Annotated in this window: 19 protein-coding genes; 12 read left to right on the top strand and 7 right to left on the bottom strand. The window is 51.6% G+C overall.

Annotation, left to right across the window (positions count from 1 at the left end):
• The first annotated feature begins 27 nt into the window (after positions 1-27).
• On the top strand, positions 28-459 hold the full coding sequence (locus INT19_RS15330) for a hypothetical protein (protein WP_193061402.1): 432 nt from the start codon (positions 28-30) through the stop codon (positions 457-459).
• On the opposite strand, the gene INT19_RS15335 is transcribed toward INT19_RS15330, so the two are convergent.
• On the bottom strand, positions 376-2,874 hold the full coding sequence (locus INT19_RS15335) for a mechanosensitive ion channel domain-containing protein (protein ID WP_193061437.1): 2,499 nt from the start codon (positions 2,872-2,874) through the stop codon (positions 376-378). The two genes, INT19_RS15330 and INT19_RS15335, sit on opposite strands and share 84 nt — an antisense overlap.
• Before the next feature lie 128 nt (positions 2,875-3,002).
• Here INT19_RS15335 and INT19_RS15340 point away from each other — a divergent pair, with 128 nt between their 5' ends.
• A complete protein-coding gene (locus tag INT19_RS15340; protein ID WP_193061403.1) occupies positions 3,003-4,010 on the top strand; it encodes an amidoligase family protein in 1,008 nt (335 codons plus the stop codon).
• Between the two features lie 29 nt (positions 4,011-4,039).
• Complete coding sequence (locus INT19_RS15345; RefSeq protein WP_193061404.1) at positions 4,040-4,711, top strand: gamma-glutamyl-gamma-aminobutyrate hydrolase family protein; 672 nt, start codon at positions 4,040-4,042, stop codon at positions 4,709-4,711.
• A 21-nt stretch (positions 4,712-4,732) separates the two neighbouring features.
• Here the strand turns inward: INT19_RS15345 and tpx are convergent, their stop codons facing one another.
• Entirely contained in the window at positions 4,733-5,236 is a 504-nt protein-coding gene (tpx, locus tag INT19_RS15350) for a thiol peroxidase (protein ID WP_089038888.1), read from the bottom strand.
• Between the two features lie 136 nt (positions 5,237-5,372).
• Between tpx and INT19_RS15355 the strand changes: the two genes are divergently transcribed.
• Entirely contained in the window at positions 5,373-6,089 is a 717-nt protein-coding gene (locus tag INT19_RS15355) for a glutamine amidotransferase (RefSeq protein ID WP_193061405.1), read from the top strand.
• On the opposite strand, the gene nfi is transcribed toward INT19_RS15355, so the two are convergent.
• Together nfi and INT19_RS15365 are read right to left on the bottom strand one after the other, a co-directional pair.
• Positions 6,082-6,774, bottom strand: coding sequence for a deoxyribonuclease V (gene nfi / locus INT19_RS15360; RefSeq protein ID WP_193061406.1), 693 nt, complete (start codon positions 6,772-6,774; stop codon positions 6,082-6,084). The two genes, INT19_RS15355 and nfi, sit on opposite strands and share 8 nt — an antisense overlap.
• A gap of 158 nt (positions 6,775-6,932) precedes the next feature.
• Positions 6,933-8,645 (bottom strand): DEAD/DEAH box helicase, encoded by a 1,713-nt coding sequence (locus tag INT19_RS15365; RefSeq protein ID WP_193061407.1) that lies wholly within the window; start codon positions 8,643-8,645, stop codon positions 6,933-6,935.
• Between the two features lie 507 nt (positions 8,646-9,152).
• Between INT19_RS15365 and INT19_RS15370 the strand changes: the two genes are divergently transcribed.
• Both INT19_RS15370 and INT19_RS15375 read left to right on the top strand, forming a co-directional pair.
• A complete protein-coding gene (locus INT19_RS15370; protein ID WP_038482059.1) occupies positions 9,153-9,350 on the top strand; it encodes a CsbD family protein in 198 nt (65 codons plus the stop codon).
• Between the two features lie 49 nt (positions 9,351-9,399).
• Positions 9,400-9,882: a PRC-barrel domain-containing protein gene (locus tag INT19_RS15375; protein ID WP_193061408.1), complete on the top strand. Its 483-nt coding sequence runs from the start codon at positions 9,400-9,402 to the stop codon at positions 9,880-9,882.
• 124 nt (positions 9,883-10,006) lie between these two features.
• Here INT19_RS15375 and INT19_RS15380 read toward each other — a convergent pair whose 3' ends face one another.
• Entirely contained in the window at positions 10,007-11,044 is a 1,038-nt protein-coding gene (locus tag INT19_RS15380; protein WP_193061409.1) for a glutathione S-transferase family protein, read from the bottom strand.
• Positions 11,045-11,143: 99 nt separating this feature from the next.
• The gene (locus tag INT19_RS15385; RefSeq protein ID WP_089040900.1) at positions 11,144-12,064 is read right to left on the bottom strand and encodes a LysR family transcriptional regulator; all 921 of its coding nucleotides are present in this window, start codon (positions 12,062-12,064) and stop codon (positions 11,144-11,146) included.
• A gap of 635 nt (positions 12,065-12,699) precedes the next feature.
• On the opposite strand from INT19_RS15385, the gene INT19_RS15390 reads away from it, so the two are divergent.
• Positions 12,700-14,388: a peptidoglycan DD-metalloendopeptidase family protein gene (locus tag INT19_RS15390; protein WP_193061410.1), complete on the top strand. Its 1,689-nt coding sequence runs from the start codon at positions 12,700-12,702 to the stop codon at positions 14,386-14,388.
• Positions 14,389-14,524: 136 nt separating this feature from the next.
• Here INT19_RS15390 and INT19_RS15395 read toward each other — a convergent pair whose 3' ends face one another.
• Complete coding sequence (locus INT19_RS15395; protein ID WP_193061411.1) at positions 14,525-16,165, bottom strand: L,D-transpeptidase family protein; 1,641 nt, start codon at positions 16,163-16,165, stop codon at positions 14,525-14,527.
• Between the two features lie 127 nt (positions 16,166-16,292).
• On the opposite strand from INT19_RS15395, the gene INT19_RS15400 reads away from it, so the two are divergent.
• The 5 genes from INT19_RS15400 (at position 16,293) to INT19_RS15420 (ending at position 22,524) form a co-directional block, all read left to right on the top strand.
• Entirely contained in the window at positions 16,293-17,018 is a 726-nt protein-coding gene (locus tag INT19_RS15400) for a murein L,D-transpeptidase catalytic domain family protein (RefSeq protein ID WP_125746093.1), read from the top strand.
• A gap of 228 nt (positions 17,019-17,246) precedes the next feature.
• Entirely contained in the window at positions 17,247-18,344 is a 1,098-nt protein-coding gene (locus INT19_RS15405) for a CZB domain-containing protein (RefSeq protein WP_125746091.1), read from the top strand.
• A 104-nt stretch (positions 18,345-18,448) separates the two neighbouring features.
• A complete protein-coding gene (locus INT19_RS15410; protein ID WP_193061412.1) occupies positions 18,449-19,468 on the top strand; it encodes a patatin-like phospholipase family protein in 1,020 nt (339 codons plus the stop codon).
• Positions 19,469-19,769: 301 nt separating this feature from the next.
• A complete protein-coding gene (locus tag INT19_RS15415; protein ID WP_125746087.1) occupies positions 19,770-21,122 on the top strand; it encodes a NarK family nitrate/nitrite MFS transporter in 1,353 nt (450 codons plus the stop codon).
• A 115-nt stretch (positions 21,123-21,237) separates the two neighbouring features.
• Positions 21,238-22,524, top strand: coding sequence for a nitrate- and nitrite sensing domain-containing protein (locus INT19_RS15420; protein ID WP_193061413.1), 1,287 nt, complete (start codon positions 21,238-21,240; stop codon positions 22,522-22,524).
• Positions 22,525-22,581: the final 57 nt, after the last annotated feature.

The raw sequence follows: 22,581 nt of genomic DNA on the forward strand, positions 1-22,581 counted from the left end.
CCGACAGTGAGTATCGACTCGAACATTATGCGCGATTTGTATCAACGACTGACACTAACACCCGACGCGAGCGATCAAGAAATCAATAGCGCGGTGGCCCGCTGCCCAAACAGTGCGTTGCGCCAGGATGCTGAAACCGTACTTGGTGTTGCAGAACATCGCGACGCTTATAACAAGCTCCACAAAACCGTCAGCGACATAGGACAACTGCGGGCAAGGCTTGGACTCACCCACGCTGCTCATTGGCAAGGCGATGTGGCCAACGACTTTTCCTTGCCACCCGATCATGCTATTTCGCGCCATGACGAGCTGATTGATCGCGTTAGTCTTGCGGTATCGCTTTATAACCGCTGGCGGCGCTTCAAAGGCCTGTGGCTACTCATTGCCCTGTTCTCCATTGGTGCTAGCATAGGCGTCGCCTTTGGACTCGCCTTGGGCCTTGGGCTTAGCATAGGATGAGGCCTCTGCCCGCTCGCGCTCATCTCGGCGGGTTTCAGCTTCTGTCGGGCGCGGAGCAGGTTTTGGCGGCGCTGGCCGCTTTCGCGGGCTATCGCCGTCTTCATCACTGATACTCCCTCCCCGGCTCTTACCACCCGGCTCATCGAGCGTGAAATCCGTGCCGGTGCGCTCTTTTACCGTAGGCTCTTCTCTCGCAGCCTCATCGGGCATACGATCTTGCCGGCGATCTTCTGAACGCGCCTCCATGCTGACACTGAGACGCGGTACGCCCAGATCGATTTCCTGCGCTTCCATGCGTTGCTTCAATAGCAAGTTAAAGGCACGCGATACGTCCCACTGCATTTCGGGTGCTGTGCGAAAACGCATGCGCAAAATAGGGCAACCATCTTCAAAGCCCTGCACACCCTGCATTTCTAAAGGAGACCAAATATAGTGACGCATCATAGGGTCTTTGCGTAACTCTTGCGCTGTCTCTTGCATCAGCGTAATTGCATCATCGATTTTCATCGCATAAGGGATACGAATACGCATTAGCGCAATACCGAATTGGCGCGACATGTTATGAATCGACTCAATACGGCTAAAGGTAATGATATGGACAACCCCATCTAAATCACGCAGCTTCACAGTACGTAGTGTTAAGCCCTCAACGGTCCCCATATGGCCATTAATTTGCACGAAATCATCCACCGCCAGGGAGTCTTCAATCAGAATAAAGATCCCGGTGATTAAATCCTGCACCAACGTTTGGGCACCAAAACCAATCGCCAGACCGATGACACCCGCACCCGCAAGTAGTGGTGTGACGTTAACGCCAAGATTTGCTAGCCCGGCAATCACCGCGATAATCAAAATCGTCACAAAAATAACATTACGAATCATCGGCGTAATGGTTTGCGCCCGAGCTTGATTCACTCGCCTTCCGCGAGAGCGCGCGGATGACGTTAGCGCCCGCTGAATAGCCGTATCAGCAAAGATCCAGACCAGCCAAGCCAGCAGAATAGTTGACCCCAGACTTATTAAGGCTTGACCAATACGGGCACTGGCTACCGCTTGCTGACCAAGGCCAAACAGCGAACCGCCCCAAACCTGCATAAACAGTTCGGCGAATACCATCCAGGCGCAAAGGTGGGCAAGTACAAAGCCGAAGCGCTCTAAACGCTTACGATATTGGCTGTAACGACGGCGATGACGGCGCTTACCCAAGCGCTCTGACTGACGTCTTAACAAGCCCGTCACCACTAACGTCAACACCAATAAGCTTGCCGAGATAATCGAGCGCGCAAGCGCTGTACCCACATCACCCACGGTGATAAAGATCGCTAATAATGAGCCACCCACCATCAGCAGCGCAGGAATATGCCAGAGGCCGCCCAGCGCACGGATCATCTCAACGGCGGCACTAGCATCACGGCGCTGCTTGTAAGGGCGGTTACAGATCAAATGGCGAACAGGTCGTTTAAATTTAAAGATAAAGCGTGCTGAAAGCAGCGCAGCCAACATATTCGCAAGCACAGACACTAAGCTGGAAAGCTCACTACCCAGCAACTCAACCAAGCGGGTAGAGTTCACCGCATCGCCCAAGGCGATTAATGCGCCAATGACAAACAGACCACGCAAGGCTTTTTGCTGCAGCACCTGTACCGCTGTAAAACGATGGCCACGGCTGAAAAACGCAATGACCGTTTCAATCACCACCGACAACGCGCGACCGCACACACAAACGTAAGCCACAACCAGTACAACCGCTCGGCCTGGGCTGTAAGGTAATATCTGCCCAATCCCTAGGGTAATCGCGAATGACAGTGCCCAAGGCAGCATGCGGCGTAAAAAGTGCACTGCCAATAACCAGGCTTTCGGGTCACGAGGCAAATCAAGCGGCCATTCTCGTCGTGTGGCGATCAAACGCCCAAACGCAATCATAACGACCAGCAGCGTCCCCCAAATAACACCAAGGACGGCGCCTTCAGCCACTGCGCGTAGCGCCTCCCCCTGGTCAGCACCATCATTTAATGCGCGTAAGTCGGCAGCTCCTTGAACCAATTGTCGTGACCATTCATCAACCGGCGAATCGCCAGCCTGAGCCTGCTCGCCAATATCGGTCAGCGTATCGGCTAATGCGCCCAGCAGGCCTTGATGAACGATTTTGTCCTCTTCGCCAGCCTCGGTGGCAAGCTGCAATTCACGCAGGGAGTCGAGCAGCGCTCTACGCTGCTCTTCATTCTCCAGCATTGCGATCACATCGCTCAGCGAGCTTTGGAAGCGTTCACTACTGACACTCTGCTCTTCTGATGCATCATTGCCCCCCCCCAGGCTTGGCAGAGAAACGCTCTGCGCCTGTGCGAAGGTCATCACACCTAGGAGTAGCGTCAAAAAAACGCCTAACACGATATTGATTGTCCAGTGCTGTCGCACGCTTAACTCCCGAAAATGAACTGACATAACACGCCACTTAGTTAGCGTTTACTTAACTTTGTACGCTCAGCCTTAATGCGTGACTATGATAGGCTGTTGGCTTAAACGTTCACCTCAAGGATACCGAGATGACGCTGCACGCTCCTCCTAACCGTACAAATAGTGGTGGAAAAACAAGGCGTGTCGGTGTGGAAATCGAATTCGCCGGACTCCCGCCGCATGATACCGCTGAGCTGGTACGCGAGCTATTTGGGGGTGAGCTTAACGTGGTCAGTCCCCATCGGCTACTCGTTGAAGCGACTCGATGGGGCGAATTCGGTATTGAGCTGGATACCCAGTATGCTCATCCTGATAAGACGTTACTGGAAGAACACCATGAAAGCGACAGTGAATGGGCACGCCAGCAGCGCCATCGGCGAATAGAGTTCCATCAAAAAACCCGCGAACTGATTGGCGACATGGTGACGGGCCTAGTGCCTACGGAAATTGTCTGCCCGCCGATTCCCTGGGATGAACTAGGTGAACTAGACCAGCTATTTAGTGCCCTACGCGACAAAGGCGCGAAAGGCACGGATGCCAGCTTACTCTACGGATTTGGCTTGCATCTAAACCCTGAAGTAGAACGGTTTGACGTTGCTTACCTTCTAGCCATGATGCAAGCGTATCTGCTTCTCGCCAGCTGGCTGCGCGATGAAATCAAAGTCGACATTACCCGTGAAGTTCTGCCTCACGCCAATCCATTTCATAAAGAGTACGCTCTTAAAGTCCTGGATTCTGGTTATCAGCCTGATTTAGATACGTTTATCGATGACTATCTGCACTACAACCCAACGCGTAATCGAGAGTTAGATCTACTGCCGCTGTTTGCGCACCTGCGTCCTGACCATCCCCATGAGCTGCTGCATAGCCAGCTCACTAAACCACGCCCGACGTTTCATTATCGGCTACCCAATGCGCAGCTTTCTCAGCCCGGCTGGGGGTCAGTTGTGGAGTGGAATCGCTGGGTTGAGGTAGAAAAGCTAGCCGCAAACAGTGACGTGCTGCGCGCTCGCTGCGATGAGTATATTGCTGAACACAGCCAACCTTGGTGGAAACGCTGTAAAACGAAGCTGCTTGGCCTATTGAAGTCATCCTAAACACACTGCCTGAGTGAGAACGTGCCAGCATGTCTCGACCACTTATTGGGATTACAACCTCTGATCAAAAAAGCCACCTAGCGTGGTGGTTTGACTGGTTCGCCGTATGGCGACATGGCGGCAAACCGCTTCGCTTGTCCCCTTCACGCCCCTTGCCTGCCCACCTTGACGGGCTAATTATTGGTGGCGGCGATGATATTCAAGCACATCTTTACGGCGGCGAAGTACAGCTGGATGTGCGGCTAGACCCAGCCCGCGATGAACTAGAGCTCAATCTACTCGGCCGATTTATTCCGCAAAACACTCCCGTATTGGGAATTTGCCGGGGGGCTCAGCTAATCAACGTCCATTCAGGTGGCACTCTCGACCCTGATATTTATACCACCCACGAAGGCCTGAAACGACGGCGCACTGTGCTACCGCGTAAGACAGTGGATATTGTCGGAGGAAGTAAGCTTTATCAACTATTAGGCGTCACGTGGTGCCGCGTGAATAGCCTGCACCATCAGGCGGTCAATCAAGCAGGTGACGGTATCAATATTGTCGCCCGCGACCGGGACGGGCTAGTCCAGGGAATTGAGTCGACAAAACATGATTTTCTGATTGGTGTGCAGTGGCATCCCGAGTGGCTTATTTTCAACCGCCCCCAGCAACGTTTAATTAGTGCACTGGTGGCGGCAGCTACGCAAGGTGCAGGCTAGCAACCTGCGTACCGCCTCTGGCTAGCCTTTTAAGGCTGCCAGCGCGGCCTCATAATCAGGCTCATTTTTCAGCTCGCTTACCAGCTCACTGTGCAACACGCGGTTATCTGCATCGAGCACTACCACGGCACGGGCGCACAACCCTTCCATTGCACTATTAGCCAATGCGACACCCCAAGCTTCTTGGAACTCTCGATGGCGGAAGGTAGACAAGGTTTCAACGTTATCCAACCCTTCTGCGCCGCAAAAGCGTTTGGCTGCAAATGGTAGATCAGCAGACACGACCAGCACAACGGTATTATCCAATTGCGAGGCCAATTCATTGAACCGCCGAGTAGACACCGCACAAGTGGGCGTATCCACACTGGGGATAATATTCAGTACTTTGCGCTTGCCCGAATAAGTATCAAGGGTGACATCATTCAAATCGGCATTGGTGAGCGTCATCAGCGGAGCAGTTTGGCCTGGAGCAGGTAGCGTTCCCGCCACATCCATGGGCTCGCCAGCACGCGTTATCTGTTGCATATTAGGCTCCTAATATAAAGCGAAAAAGGTGTATGGTGAGAACTACCACCTTACAGGGCAATGCCCTGATTGGGCTAACTTTTCCTCTCTAACCTTTCTTCACTAACCTTGCCTCTGACAGGACAACGAGAACGCCATGACCTCTTTAGTCATTATCAAAACCGGTGACGCCTTCCCTGAAGTGGTCGACCAATACGGTGATTTCGAGCAACTCTTTATCAATCAGCTTTCGACGGTACTGCCGACACATCTGTCACTCAGGGTTTGGGATGCGCGCAAACAAGGTGTTCCACCTACTCCTACCTCATTCGCCGGCATTATGCTCACGGGTTCCCACAGTATGGTGAGCGAACAGGAGCCATGGAGCGAGGCGCTAAAACCTTGGCTTGAGCAAGCGCTAGCCGAGAACGTCCCTATGCTTGGCGTGTGCTATGGTCACCAGTTGATGGCGTCAGCCTTCGGTGGCATTAGCGATTACCACCCTGCAGGAAGAGAATCAGGAACGCGCAAGGTAAGGCTGACCCAAGCAGGCCATCAAGACCCCCTGTTTAGCAAGCTGCCCACACACTTCTCGGCTCACCTGACCCACGCCCAGTCGGTCATGCAGTTGCCACCCAACGCCACGGTGTTAGCGCATAACAACCACGATGCTCATCAAGCATTACGTTATGGCCCCCGCCAATGGAGCGTGCAGTTTCACCCAGAATTCACCCGACCAGTGATGCATGCTTATATCGAGCGCCAGAAAGCCGCATTGCGCGACCAAGGTGAAAATCCTGACGCCCTCATTGACGCGATCACCGACACTCAAGCGGCCTCTAGCCTACTGCGCCATTTCCTACGCTTTACGTAAGCCGCTTTTGGTCGCGTCTTGATGCAAGCCGATCTGCTAATCGCGTGGGTTCTGGTAACTTGGTGCGTCCTAAACAGCGCACCACCCAGTCAAGCGATGTTTCAAGGGATAATCGATGCCCAGGCGATACGAACACCGGTTTCACATTCTCCCGCGAGCGGAGCACGGCACCTATAACGTCGTTACCTGATGTTAGAGGCACCCAATCCCCCCGCGTGTTTCCCACCTCTGCATGTTGACCCGTTAAGCGCGACTTAGCGATGCCGATCGTCGGTAAATTTAGCCATAGCCCCAGATGGGCAGCGACACCAAGCCGCCGAGGATGCGCAATCCCCTGCCCGTCGACCATTACCAGTTCGGGTGTGATCGCAAGCTTAGCGAACGCTTCCAGAGCGGCCGGGATCTCGCGAAAAGAGAGCAGCCCGGGAATATAAGGCATCCGCGTTGGCTCACGATGAACCACCTGCTCTACCATCGTTAGGTGTTGCGTGGTGTCAGGCTGCCATTTTAGGACAACGACCGCCGCCCGAGTGATATCACCACCCGCTTCAAACCCAATATCGACCCCAGCAATGTGGTGCACAGAACCGATACGATCAGTGGTTTCAAGTCGTTTCGCCAGCACTGTTTGCAGCGCTACGGCCTCTTTTGGAGCTAAATTCCAGTCATGTAGCGGTGCGTCCATGCAGCCTCCTTTTACTGAACCATAACCATACTAACGTAGCTCAACTTCCCAGCTGCAATGACAGGCAAAAAAAATCCCCTTAAGCCGCTGGGCGTAAGGGGATAGAACGATCGTTAAACGTCGTTTTAAAGCACCATTATATGGCGCTATATATTAACTTAAGCGCGTTCGCGGCGACGAACTGGTGCATCACCGTCATCACGGCGACGACGAGGAGCACGCTCAGGTGCACTGTCTTCACTAATTTCTAACGGGCGACCAGCAACGCGGGCACGCGCCATTTTCGCCAGAATAGTGGAAGGCAGGCCACTGGGTAGCTCAACTACCGAGAAAGCGTTGCGGATATCAATACGACCGATACGGGCGCCTTCGATGCCACCTTCGTTCGCCAGTGCACCCACCAGTTGACCAGGCTTAACGCCATCTTTATGGCCAACAGAAACACGGTAACGAATCATACCTTCGCTAGGTGCGCTTGGGCGCTCGCGACGGCCACCGGGCTTGCCACCAGGCGCGCTATCACGCGGAGCACGCTCTTTACGCGGGGCTTGCAAGCGTCCAATCGGCGCTTCGTCAGCACGTGCCATCGCGGCAAAAGCACAAGCTAGCTCAACGGCATCATGGCCTTCTTCTACTAGGCGCTCAACCAGTGCACGCTGCTCTTCAGCACCTTTGGTCAGGGCTGCCACAACGCGATGATGGAATACGTCATCACGGTGAGCGCGAATAGCGGCTTCGTCTGGCAGCGGCATTTCAGTCATTTTCTGACCGGTAGCCTGCTCCATCCAGCCCACTTTACGGCCTTCACGGAAACCAGCGAACGTAATCGCGATACCGCTACGGCCCGCACGACCGGTACGACCGATACGGTGGGTATAGGCTTCTGCGTCTTGCGGCAGATCGTAGTTGATAACGTGCGTAATACGCGGAACGTCAAGACCACGAGCAGCGACGTCGGTCGCAATCAACACATCAACCTTGCCACGCTTGAGGCGTGTAATGGTGCGCTCACGCAGGCTTTGGTCTAGATCGCCAGACAGGCCAGCGGCATTAACGCCACGAGCTGTCAGCTGTTCAACCAGCGTGGTACAAGCAGCACGAGTACGCACGAAGACAATAGCGGCATCAACCGGCTCAACTTCAAGGATGCGTGCCACTGCTTCAAGCTTAGCGCCACCATCGACGCGTACAATACGCTGCTCAATGTTTTCACCGGTCGTCGTGCGCGACTCAATCGCAACTTTTACCGGATTAACCAGATAGCGGTTAACAATGCGCTCAATTTCAGTCGGCAGCGTTGCCGAGAAGAACACACGCTGAGCATCTTTAGGGGTATCGGCAACCACGCGTTTTACGTCGTCGATAAAGCCCATGCGCAGCATTTCGTCAGCTTCATCCAGCACGAGTGCCGAAAGACCGTCGAGTTTCAGACTACCGCGATCAAGGTGATCGATAATACGGCCGGGGGTGCCAACAATAATCTGGGCACCGCGCTTTAGCGCGCCTAACTGTTCACGGTATTCTTGGCCACCACAAAGGATAGCGACTTCAAGACCCTTGAGGTTTTGGCCATATTTACTGAACGAAGCCGCAACCTGCTGAGCAAGTTCACGGGTCGGAGCCATAACCAGTACTTGAGGCTCGCGACGGGTAAGTTCTAAACGCGATAACAATGGCAATGCAAATGCAGCAGTTTTGCCGGTGCCGGTTTGTGCTTGGCCCAGCATATCGCGGCCTTCCAGCAACGCAGGAATTGTCTGCGCCTGGATCGGCGAGGGAATTTCGTAGCCTTGTGCTTCAACAGCAGAGAGAACGGCAGGCAACAGAGCAAGATCGCCGAAGCTCGGCGAAGCGACAGAAGTCGAGGTCATTAATCACACCTTGGTAGGCCGGTTTTTCCGGCAAAAAACATCGTAAGCGTCTCTGACTCTGCTCGTTAATACGCGTGACAATGCATATTAATAAGCAAGGATCCGCAAGGCGGATATCATCATCAATGGAGTCGGAGACGCCGGTCGCACCTAGCATTCGGTTAGCAAACACCGCATAAGCGGGCTAACCGCTGTGGCGACCTTCTGCGCCGATTTCACCCGTTTGGTGAAATGCTGGAGGCGCGCCATCTTCACAGCAATGAACATCTGCAGTTGGCAAGATGTTCCAGCAAGCATTTCACTTCGTAGTCAACGCTACATAGGAAATCGCTTATCGTCGTGATGGAGGGGTCAACACATGCGAGGAGGGCGCATCCTAACACCACCAATCGCTCATGACCAGTTTTTTTGCTTTAACCGTTATTAATACTCTGGCTTGCACATACTCCTTGTTCGTCTAACCTGAGAAGTGCCTAACAATGTTCACTAACTTCAAGGAGTGATGCTATGAACTGGGATCAAATTGAAGGCAGTTGGAAAGAAATGAAAGGAAAAGCTCGCGCAAGCTGGGGTGAATTAACTGACGATGAGCTTACCCAGATTGGCGGCAAGAAGGATCAACTTGTTGGCAAGCTACAGCAGAAATATGGCTTAGAGCGGGAAGAAGCCGAACGCCGTGCTGATGAATGGGCGAACGATCTTTAACGTTTGTCGTCCAATTAACCGCACATTAATAGCTACATGGAGAGATGCTATGCGCAAGACAATGCTTACCACTGCTATCAGTACCGCCCTTTTAGGCAGCTTGGCCTTCGGTGTTCAGGCCTCAACTGAACCCCAAGGTATGTATTCTGCAGATGACATCATGGATGCAGAGGTGTTTTTTGCGGGTGGTTCTGGTGAAGAAATAGGTGAAGTCGAAGACATTCTTTTTGATGAAGAAATGCGCATTTCAGCGCTAGTCATTGAAAGCGGTGCAGTGCTTGGCCTGGGTGGTCGTGAAATTGTTATTAATACCGATCAATTTACCCTGGAAACCCATACCGAGAGTGATGGTGATACCGGACACCGTATTATGCTTGAGGCCTCCCAAGAGGAAGTTGAATCCTTCCCTACCTACGATCGTGATTGGTGGGAACAGACTAAAAACAGTGCCCGCGATGCATGGCAAACGACCAAAGAAGGCGCTCAAAGTGCCTGGCAGTCTACTCGCGAAGCCGTTAATGATAACGAGTAAGCTGTCAGCTTAAATCGCTTAAGCTAGCGGTTAACTAGCCAAATGGGCCACCCAGCAATTGGGTGGCCCATTTGTTAGTAACGAGGTTTGAGATGCAATTTCTGAGAAGCTCTCTACTTATAAATTATGAAGCTCGACGACGGATGCCCTGCCCTGGCAAGCGTTCACGATCATGAGGGCGCTCTAAATCCAATAGCGGTCCGGTAGGCACAATGCGCGTTGGATTAATCGTCTCATGGCTGTAGTAGTAGTGGCGTTTTATCTGGTCCATATTGATAGTCTCTGCAATGCCCGGCCACTGATACAGCTCGCGAACGTAATTTGCTAGATTTGGGTAATCTTCAATACGTTTTAAATTGCACTTAAAATGACCGTAGTAGACAGCATCAAAACGGATCAGCGTAGTGAAAAGCCGAATATCCGCCTCGGTTAACCACTCCCCCGCTAGATAACGATGCTCGCTCAAACGCTTTTCCATTCGATCTAAGGCATCAAATAGCGCCTGCACATGTTTTTCATACACCTGCTGATCCGTCGCAAAACCCGACTTATAGACACCGTTATTAATATGCTCGTACACATCGTCGTTGATGTCGTTAATCGTGCTACGCAGGTCATCAGGGTAAAAATCTAAATCGTTACCGGTCAACTCATCAAACGCGTGATTAAAAATGCGTATCAAATCAGCTGACTCATTATTGATTATTGCGCTACGTTGCTTATCCCAAAGCAGCGGTACTGTGACACGTCCCGTATAGGTAGAGTCATTCATCGTATAGAGCTGGTGATGATAGTCGACGTGGTTAACAGGATCCCCGCTGGAGCCCTCAGATTGGTCATATGTCCAGCCCTTATCCTGCATCAAAGGGCTGACATGAGAAGCACCAATGAGTGATTCCAGCCCTTTTAATTTGCGCATAATCAGAACTCGATGCGCCCAAGGGCAGGCTAAAGATACATAAAGATGATAACGGTCTGCTTGCGCAGGGTAGCTCTGCCCTTGCCACTGTTTGCCTGACGATGCACCGCCTGACTGTGCCCCCATCATGGTATCGTCGCCCACCCAGTCGCGCAGCTGGGCAGACTCGCGAACAAATTCCCCACCATGCTTCTTAGTGTCGTACCACTGATCAACCCATTCGCCGTTAACAAGCAGTCCCATCGGGCGGTCTCCTGTTGTAATAATCGTATGTAGTAAACGCATTAATAATGTTGATGGCGTTTAGCATACGCCCGCTTCCCCGATGCTCAAGCGGATGTTTTACGGCGATTCATTCGATGAAATCGAATCCTTAGGGCAGAGTTCGCTCACCCCCTGCTTCAATGCCTGTGCCATGGCATGAGCTGCAGGGCCAGCGCGATCTCGGTCTCTGAATATCAACTGCATAGGCACCATTCGTATCCCACCAGCACTGAGCGGCAAAGGTTTGAGTTGCCCACTTGAAAGTTCATCAGCAATACGGGTTTCTGGCATCCAGGCAAACCCTAACCCACGCTTCAGCATATCTAATGACGTGTTTAAGTGACTCACCGTCCATCGCTGCTCTGCTTTCAACCAGCCGGAATTCGTCGACTGGCGTATCGCTGAATCACGCACGACCAATTGACGGTGTTGGGTTAGATCCCGAAGGTCTAGCGAGCGGCTAAGCTGGTGTAACTCGTGGCTTGGGTGTGCAACGGCTATAAACCGCACGTTCACCAGCGGTTCACCTAAATACCCTTGAGCCGCAATCCCTGAGACGACGAGGTCCGCACGACCATCGTGGAGCATTTCCGTACCACCATTGAGCACGCTTTCATGCAACTGCACTCTGACCTGAGGATACGTTTCCGAGAAACGTTCAAGCGCTTTCGCTTGAGCAGCAGCTGGAAAAATCTGGTCAATAGCGACCACGATTTCAGCTTCCAGGCCTGCAGCCAAACGGGTAGCAACATCTTCTAAAGAGGCGGCACTCTCAATTAACTGACGAGCTCGGCGCAATAAGAGTTCGCCCGCCTCAGTTAGGCGTACCTGCCTGCCCACCGGCTCCAGCACCTGAACACCCAATTGCTCTTCTAGCTTGTGCACGGCATGATTAAGCGTAGATGGGCTTTTGTGAATAGCCTCGGCCGCCCGCGCAAACCCACCATGGTCAACAACGGCTGCCAGCATCTGCCACTGTGCAAGAGTTACTCGAGACATTTCGATTCCCTCGACGCTAAACAGCGAAATAATCCGCTTTATGTTCGAAAAACCCTTATAGAATGCCAGGAAAAAGCGCTGAGTACTTGCTTGCAAACAATTATTCCTAGGTATCAGGCTGCCAAGGGGAGCCACCTGACACTTTTTCCCTTAAATCACGGCTAATCGACACTAAAATTGCCAAACACGACAAAAGAAACAATTTTTTACAAAAAAGACAGCATCTAACACCAGTCGATCACTAAGTCCTCTTAATAAATATACTGGAGACTGCCTCATGATGAGTAATTGGTTTTCGAGCAGCCTTAATTTTCGACAAAACCAGTACACATCTCATACGAAAGCATTACACAATTAATTTGACTTCTAAATTTGGTGGAAAATATTGCTTAGCGTCACCCCCCTATGGTTAATTAATATGCCTGCTTAGCTTTAAGACGGTTTGCGTTAAGTTACTTTTTTTAGCGAACGGTGTTCACAAATAGATTTACTTACTTATTACTTCCGTATTTCAATGAAGTACATTTAGTGTACAGGCATACAGTCTGTTCACTCTTACCCTCATGGGGTATGGTTCCTGGGTTTACTTTCTTTCATGTTACTCATTTATCACGAACTCGGCGGCCCATTTACCCATGTTGCGAATTCTTCATTCGCTGCCCCGCACACATAAATTGTTACTGTTACCCGTGGCTACAATGGTCACTGTGCTGGGCACACAAAAGTTAATTACGACCTACCACGATTTAAACCACGCTCATACACCACTGGAAAGCGTGCTTGTACCGCTTCCCAGCGACTCTGCTCCTGGGGTCCCCTCACTGCGCCAAGAACGCACCCCTGTTGCTGAAGCCATTGATCGCGCTTCCCGCGCGATTGATGCCACGCGGGAGAATATTCCGCTGCACGACCTTGCTGCTAAAGAAATTGTCGATCTGGATGTCATTCCTAGCGCCGAAGCCTCAATGGCTAGCGACACGACGCAACCTCACATTAGCGCCCAACTGGATGACAGCGCGCTCCATATCGCCGTGGTGCTAGGAACCCTCTCCAGCGGTATGCTCGAAGTTGATAAAACTGCTTCTGGCGATGTGGATAACACGGCTTCCGTGGAAATTGCCGATGCCACTTCATATGAAGATTATGGCAATGAGCTATTTGGTGATATTTCTTTTCTCGAGCTGGAGCTTGCTACGGACGAGCCCTACGTTCCTAGATGGAAAACACATATTGTTGAGTCGGGTGAGACCTTCGCATTGCTGGCACAGAACAAGCTAGGCCTTGGCTACAGCGAAGTAATGGCGCTGCTAGAGGATCTTCCAGACCCTCGTATGCTTACGCATTGGCGTGCTGGCCACAGTTTTGATTACAAGTTAGATGAAAATGGTCGTTTGCTGTCGTTGCGTATGATGAAAAACACCCGCGACGGTATCTTGCTAGAGCGTGATGAAGAACACTTTGCCGCCACGGTTATTGAGCGTCAGGGTGAAGCAGTACAGCGTCTCTACGCGGGCAGCGTAAGCGGTAGTTTTGCACGCTCGGCCCAGGCAACGGGTCTAAGCAGCAGCGCCGTTACTGAACTCACCCACCTACTTGAGCAAAAACTCGACTTTCGACGCGACAGCCGTCGTGGGGATCGCTTTCAAGTGCTAGTTGAGTCCGACATGATTGATGGGGAAGCGTTTGACTCTCGCGTGCTCGCTGTTAAGTACGATGGCGAACGCATGGACTTGACGCTTCTGCGTAATGCCATTGATAGCAACTTTTATACGCCTGAAGGAAGTAGCTTAGATCCTGCTTTCTCGCGCTATCCGTTTGAAGGCAATTACCGTCTAAGTTCTAACTTTAACCCACGCCGCAAACACCCGGTAACTGGCCGCATAAGCCCGCATAATGGCACCGATTTTGCGATGCCTATTGGCACACCTGTTATTGCTCCCGCCAATGGTCGGGTGGAAAAAGTGGGTAACCATCATGCTGCAGGGCGTTACATTGTGGTTCGCCATGATAATGGCTATCAAACCCGTTATCTTCACCTTTCTCGCCCGCTGGTCAGCGAAGGTGCGCGTATCGAAATGGGTGAACGCATTGCACTTTCAGGCAACACCGGACGGAGTACGGGGCCTCATCTGCACTATGAGGTCATCGTCAACAACACGCCTGTCAACGCGATGAACGTAGAGCTGCCTGAAAACACCAGCCTTAGTGGCGATACTTTGATTGCGTTCCAGCGCCAGGCTGAGCCCATGATGGCGGCATTGGATAGCGGTGAGACAGGCACTATCAGTGTTGCTAACTACGAGCGTCAAGAAGAAGAGCAGTAACTTTCTGACTCTCTTTGCATCAAACAGTAACGCCGCCCTTATAGGGCGGCGTTATTGCTTTGAAGTAAGCCTGAGTTACCAACCTTGCCGATAAGCCATCCTTACAAAATATCTAGCCATCAATCCTCCCATCACGTTATACCGCTCGTGACAATGCAGCCAATAGATCGGCGTCACGGCGATAAATATCATCGCGAAACTCCACTTCTCCTTGCGCATTTGGCCAGGCCGTTAAGTAGTGCAGCGCGACAGGAATACGCTGCGGCAGATTAACATTACGATCACTCCCACCACTGTTAAGCAACGAAGACAATTGGTAGCGACTGCCACTATCTTGAAGCAGTAACTGTGCAAACTCCGTTACGCCTTCAACGCGCACACAGCCAGAACTGAGCGCTCGCTGATCGCGCTGAAACACTCCCCTGGCAGGTGTATCATGAAGATAGATCATCTCATTGTTAGGAAAACGTACCACCACGCGACCTAACGGGTTACCGCCACCTGACACTTGACGCAGCATCACTGCGCCTGGCCGCTGCCAGTCAATAGCAGCAGCGTCTAACCGCTCGCCGGAGTGACTTATCACTTGGATATTGCGCCGGGCCAAATAGCCTGGATCTCGTCTAACCTGAGGTAAAACATCCTCACGCATAATGGTCGGTGGAATCGTCCATGACGGGTTGATAGTTAAGTGGCTAATCGCCGAATGAATAATAGGCGTTTCGCGCCGCGGTGTGCCGACTACCACCCTGGCATCCCAGTGCTCACCATTGGGCCGAGTGTAGTGCAGTCGATACCCCGCAATGTCGACCCACACACGCGGCTCATCGGTTTGGGTAGGCTTGAGCCAACGCGCCCGCTCCAAGTTGACACGAAGCTGATCAATACGCGACGTGACCGGCGTGTTCAATGCAAGCCGTGTGCGCTGACCCACCACACCATCTTCTTGCAACTGATGACGACGTTGAAATTGCTTAACGGCTCTTTCTAACTCAGCATCATAAGTACGCTGGTTGCTAACCGCTGACTGCGCCTCAATCATTGGGTAGGCACTGCTATCTGCCCCCAGCAAGTTGGTTTCTCCCCAATAGGCCAAGCGCTGGCGCAATACCAGTACATCCTCATTAGTATCGCCTGGGCGTAACGCCTCATCTCGACTTGCCAGATAGAGAACACTGCCTTTTTCAGCCAGCGTACGGTATTGGCGTAGCGCATCGCGTAGCTGAGCGTACTCCGTTGACGAGGGCCTTACATAGTCAAGCGCGCCCTGAATATCGCCATTTTCCACCGCATGAACAATGCGCAGCAAAGAGTAGCGGCGCTCTGGCCTAGGGATATCCCATTTAGGCTCGACCTCGTTTGGGTTCACCTTGCCCCGCGAGAGGTGCTCAAGTGCAAGCAAAAGTGCTGTCGTTGCCTGAACATCAAAATCAGCTTGGGCCAACGCACCTGCTTGCTGGCTAGCCTGAAATGCAGTCAGCAGGATATCTGCGTCATAATCACTAGGCGTTAGACCATCATCTTCAAGGCTATTTAACGCCTGCACCAGTGCTTCAACACGACTGCTATCTTGCCAGACGAGTCGCTGGTTTAGCTGCTGATAAAAGTCTTCAACAGGCAGTAACTCACTAGATTGAGTCGCTAAACGCTGAGCAAGTGCCTGCTCAAGAGCGCCTGTATCAGCTTGCGCGCTGGTAACCAACTGAGGCGCTTGGACCAGCGTCAGACACAGGGCCATCCCTATCGCCCATCGTCTTATTAACGTTGTCTCGTTCATCGCTCCTCCTTGCGTTACTATTCATCGTCGCTATTTATGATTGCGATTCATCATTATTGCGCTACATCTATTTATCATAGCCGTTTACCTGTCTACTTCGTCGATATCTATTGCAGGATTGCACTCTATGCTTTTTTACCTACGTGCTTCTACCGTCATTGTTTCGCTTCCACTGCTGTTATTGAGCCTTCCCTTACAAGCCGCCAGCTTTTTTTCTCAGGTCGCTTCTACTGCGCCACCCGGCATTTCGCCCTTGCATCATCAATTACTCCAACTAGCGCCATCGGCAACGCCAGAGGCACTGCGGCTCGCCGCTCAGTCACTTAGCTGTGCTGACCCAACCGCTGAGCGCTTAGCCGTCATTGATTACTCACTTCCGTCTACCGAGCCACGGCTTTGGGTCTTTGACCTACATCGACATAAGCTGCTGTTCGAAGAGCTGGTTTCCCATGGGCAGGGTTCAGGCGATGCATTGGCAGAGGTCTTCTCCAATACCCCCGAAAGCCATCAATCCAGCATCGGGCTCTTTCGCACAATGAATAGTTATTATGGTCGTAATGGCTATTCATTGCGCCTGGATGGCTTAGAGCCAGAGGTGAACGACCTCGCGTTTGAGCGAGCAATTGTGATTCATGGCGCTGACTATGTTAGCGACGACTTTATCGCCCAGACCGGTAGACTCGGACGTAGCCACGGCTGCCCTGCCGTACGCGAAGACATCACGTATCCGCTTATCGACAGTTTAAAAGAGAACCAGTATGTCTTTGCCTACTATCCGGATGAAGAGTGGTTAGCAACATCGCAGTTTCTGCGCTGCCCAAACGACAATGCTCGCCATCTAGCCCAACGCTGATCATCTTTCTAGCAAAATTGCCGAGCGGCGAAGCTGCTCACTGTGTAAGACCAGCCTTTAGGCTGGTCTTTAAGACTGATCCAAATACATTAAGAAACATAGACTCATAAAACACAAGAGGCTGGTTTTTATCATTAATATAAGGTAACTCCGGCAAGCACAGCAACTACCTGCAATACTTTGTGACAAAACATCACAAAACTATTTACTATTTTGCAGGTACTGGCCATGTTTGCTTTTATGCACCCGTATCAAACTATCCATCGCCTAGAGCAGGAAGTGGCAACATTGAATGCCCAACTGGATGCTGAAAAAAAGCGTCACAGCTGTCGCGCGATCAGCTTGATGACGCCAGTTGAGTCACTCAGCATGCTTCAGGCCAGGGGCGCGGACATGCTTTGCTCATTGAGCAAGGGCGTAGAAGTGCATGCTCAGCACCTTGCTGCCGAGCAATCGACACTCACAGACACCTTCGAGCGTCTCCATAAAGCCGAGCAAAGCGCACAAACATTGCAACAACATCGCCAACGCTGCCAGCAAACAGACACGTATTTATCGTCCCCTTTAGTGACAGAGCAAGCCTTCCACGATATACGCCAGCTGAGTGTCGAATTAGGACACAATGCAGGCCATACACAAGCGCTAGCGATTACTGCGGCTTTGGAAGTTGCCCACTTTCATGAACAACCGGCAGGCATGCCAGCGATTGTGCAGGACCTGCAGGAGTTATCAGAACACTCTCGGCAATTAGCACACCAGCTAGCGCAGTGGGTCGAGCGCACTGCATTGCAAGTCAATGAAGATGCAAAGATCCGAGATTATCAGCAGCAGGAAATAAAGGCACTCACCAGCGCTGCCCAAGCAGCAGAACAGGTCATTGAGCAGTTGATAGATCAGTCACGCCATATGTATAAGGTCATACACCACAGTACAACCACGGCTTATTTACACGCCGCCAAACTCGAGCATGCGGTATGGAAAAGCCGCCTTTATAGTCAACTACTCTCTGCTCATCTGGAAGAGAGCTTAGAAGATCACCAGCACTGCACGCTTGGGCATTGGTACTTTATGGGTGACGGTCATCGCTATAAGCATACCGAGGCTTACAAAGCGCTGGCGGCACCCCATAAGCGTTTTCATGAAAGCGGTTTAGAAGCTCTTAAGTTTGCCCGCCAAGGTGATCACAATGGCCAGCTTGCGGCGCTGGCTATGATGGAAGAAGCCAGCAGCCAGCTAGCGCTCCAGCTTGATAAATTGATGGAACATGCTGTTTATGAGGTTCCCCTTTCAAATGGGCGCCCTTCACCATTAGCAGATTCACCTTGATAGCGTGCTGTACGCCTGCCTAGCAGGCGTACACATATCACGCTCTTTTATGCCATGCTGAGTGGGTTACTGCGCTTTTAATCACTCACTCAGCAGGGAAAGCAATGTCGCAGATCAAAAAGCTAGATCTCGCTTTACAGGGCGGTGGAGCCCACGGTGCTTATACATGGGGAGTCATCGATCGCCTACTTGAAGATGACCGTATCGACATAGAGGGCATCAGCGGCACAAGCGCTGGCGCAATGAATGGCGTGGTCATGGCAGATGCCCTCACCCGCGGTAATAAAGAGACAGCTCGCCAAGCGTTACACCAGTTTTGGAAAGCGGTTAGTCGAGCAGGGATGGCGAGCCCAATTCGCCGCTCACCACTTGATGTGCTTACCGGAAACTGGTCTCTCGATCATTCACCGGGCTATGTGGCTATGGACCTTTTAAGCCGCCTGGTATCCCCCTACCAACTGAACCCTCTCAATATTAATCCATTGCGTGACATTGTCGCTGAACATATTGATTTCGAACGTGTAAGACGTTGTGAGCAGCTTAAGCTATTTGTGACCGCCACTAACGTTCGCACCGGAAAGCAGCGCGTTTTTCGCCGCGAAGAGATGAGTGTGGATGCGGTGATGGCCTCTGCTTGCCTGCCATTTGTATTTCAAGCCGTTGAGATAGAGGGTGAAGCGTACTGGGATGGCGGTTATATGGGTAACCCAGCACTGTTCCCTTTAATGGAAGAGTGCAGCGCCCGCGACATTCTATTGGTGCAGATTAACCCCATCAGCAGAGAAGAAATACCCACATCTGCCTCAGCCATAATGAATCGACTAAACGAAATTACCTTTAATTCCGCCCTGATTAAAGAAATACGCATGATTGCAGTGCTTAAGCGCACACTGGATGAACAGGGTATCGAAAACTGCTATCAGCAAGCTCTGTTCCACCGTATCAGTGGCGAACAGGCGCTAGAGGACCTCTCGGTATCGAGCAAAATGAACTCAGAGTGGGCATTTCTATGTTACCTGTTTGAACAAGGGCGCGATGCCGCCGAGCGCTGGCTAGAAACTCACTTTGAGTCGATAGGTGAACGCTCAACACTGGATATTGACGCTGTTTATTTGCACGAATAATCAGCACTGACGTGCCGCACGCCTTTGCTGCAGATGCGCCACCTTGGTGCATTACCCGCTTGCCGCAACGCTCCACCTATCAAAAAAATAAACATAAGAAACTGATTTTAAAATTAAAACAATCTTATGGCGAACTACTTGCTTAACTCTTACTGAATGATGGTAGGCGTGGACCAGGCCCAACGGGTACGAGTGCGTCGAACCTGCCCTTCAATGGCGAAGGCATGTTCTCGTTAACAACATAGCGCCTTTCCAAGCGCCATGTTTTGACCCACTCGTATCGTGCTCTGTGAGGCCATCCATGGACATTCGCAATAAAGCTAACCGCATTCGGCTATTAAACTTCTCTACCCCTCAAATGCGCGCGTTCCACTTCTCCTGGTTCGCGTTCCATATCTGTTTTTTTGGTTGGTTTGGCATCGCGCCACTGATGGCGGTGGTCCGTGAAGACTTATCACTCACCCAAACGCAAATCGGCAATACCATTATTGCCTCGGTTGCTATTACCGTTATTGTCCGCCTGCTCATTGGCGTACTGTGCGATAAAATTGGGCCTCGTAAAACCTATACCGGTTTGTTAATGCTGGGCGCTGTGCCCGTTATGGGCATAGGTTTTGCCAATAGCTTTGAGACCTTCTTACTCGCTCGGCTGGCCATCGGCGCCATCGGTGCATCCTTTGTGATCACCCAATATCACACCACGATGATGTTTGCGCCGAATGTCGTTGGCACCGCCAATGCGACCAGTGCTGGCTGGGGAAACTTGGGCGGCGGTACGACGCAAATCCTGATGCCGTTGATCTTCTCAGGTCTACTAATGCTTGGCGTTAGTGAAACGCTAGGGTGGCGCTTGGCAATGGTGGTGCCTGGTGTCGTACTGTTTTTTACTGGGATTGGCTATTGGCTGTTTACCCAAGATGCTCCCGATGGCAACTTTAGCGACCTGCGCGCCCGCGGCGAACTACCCGAAGCCACAGGTGAAAATAGCGCTGTACACAGCTTTCTGACCGCAGCAAAAGATATTCGCGTATGGGCGCTGTTTATTGTTTACGGGCTCTGCTTTGGCGTCGAACTAACCATCAATAATATTGCCGCTATTTACTTCTTCGACAAATTTGATCTGACCCTGGCGACCGCTGGTTTAATCGCTGGTTTATTTGGCCTAATGAATATTTTTGCCCGTACCCTTGGCGGCGTCTTTTCAGACCTGTTCGCCAAACAAGGTGGTTTAAAAGGTCGAGTCCGCTGGCTGTTTATCGCCTTAGTATGTGAAGGAATAGCGCTCATTGCCTTCTCACAAATGCACGTCTTAAGCCTCGCAATCGGCATCATGCTGGTCTTTAGCCTGTTTGTTCAAATGGCCGAAGGAGCAACATTTGGCGTGGTGCCCTTTATCAATAAAAAAGCACTCGGTGCTGTTGCCGGTATCGTGGGGGCGGGTGGAAATGTCGGTGCCGTATCCGCCGCCTTTCTGTTCCGGAGTGAAAGTCTTGGTTATCAGCAAGGGCTTTTTTACCTGGGCATTACCGTATTAGTGCTTGCTTCTTGTGTACTGGTAGTACGTTTCAGCGATGCCACAGAAGCTGAAGAAGCAACTGCCTATCGTGATGCGGTTGGCAACGATACGAACGCAGGCGCACTCTCGCTGCGTTAGCACTCACTTCCCCCTCTGGATGCTTTATCCGCGATGATGTTTTACGACATGTTTTCGCGGCACATATCGCAACAGAGGGGAATTCATCTCAGGCGGGGAGTAAAAGGAAACCACTATGTCTACAGCCCAACAACTACTCTTAACCGCCCTTCGGTGCGATATCGATAGCCTGCACCATTTAGCCACCACCTCAGAGATCGTTGGCGACATTAGCGGTTTTATCCATGCGCTCCAACGTGAACGAGGTGCTTCGACGATTTACCTTGTCTCGCAAGGTAAACGGTTTGCCTCTCGGCGGAAGGAATTTGTACAGCATAGCCAAGAAGCCGAGGCCGTTATGCGCCAGCGGCTAGAAGCACTTGCCGAAGAAGCACGACCACAGGCAGCAGCACGCTTACTCAGGCGGATCGCGGCGGTGTGGCTTGCCCTAGATGACCTAAACGCGTTACGACAAGCCATACATTCGTTTGCGATCTCTCCCGATGCGGCAACCCAAGCCTTTAACCACTTAATTAGTGGACTCCTCGCCATTGTATTTGAAGCAGCAGATACCTCAGTAGACCCGGATATCACTCGCGCACTAGTGGCTATTTTCCACCTTATGCAAGGCAAAGAACTCGCTGGGCAAGAGCGTGCCTGTGGTGCCTTTGGCTTTACTCATGGGCATTTCGACGATGCCCATCGCGAATTGATTCACCAATTAGTACGCGATCAGCAACGCTGCTTCGATACCTTTGAAGAGTTTGCCTCATCCGAGGCTGAGCTTATTTGGCTGCAGACTCTTTCGCCGCGAACACTCGATGGGATTCAGCAGCTTCGCAATATTGCTTACCAACATGCCTGCCAACACTCTCATCAAGAAGGCCGCGTAAACAAAACACTTAGTGAAACATGGTACGACCTAACCACATTACGCATTGATAGCATCAAAGCCGTTGAAGACACCCTAAACCACCAATTAACGGCGTTATGTCATCAAAAAATTGCTCAAGTGCATGCGACGTTAGAACAAGCTAAAACACCTCTTAACCAGCCTACTCTTGCTCCCTGTGAACAGCTTCTTGCCTTAAGCGATACACAGCCATTAGGTGAGCTGACAGCTAGTGCTTTAACCTCTCCATTAGGACGTTCACTGATTGAGCTTGCCCATGCCCAGTCGAGCCACCTTCAAGGGCTCAGTGATGAGCTGGAAAATACCCGCAAAGCCCTGCGTGAACGTAAGCTCATCGAACGTGCCAAAGGTCTTATCATGGCTCACCAGGAAATGACCGAAGAAGAGGCTTACCGTTTTTTACGTAAAACCTCGATGGATCACAGTAAAAGCATGGCCGATATGGCGCAGTCGATACTCGATCTTTCCTCTATGCTCAAACGCAAAGACGAACACACGCACCCAAGCTGAAACAGCTATTTGCAACACTGCGGGCAATTAGCCATTCTAATATCTCCCCTTCCTGAA

The sequence above is a fragment of the Halomonas sp. 3A7M genome, from assembly GCF_014897875.1.
Taxonomy (GTDB): Bacteria; Pseudomonadota; Gammaproteobacteria; order Pseudomonadales; family Halomonadaceae; genus Vreelandella.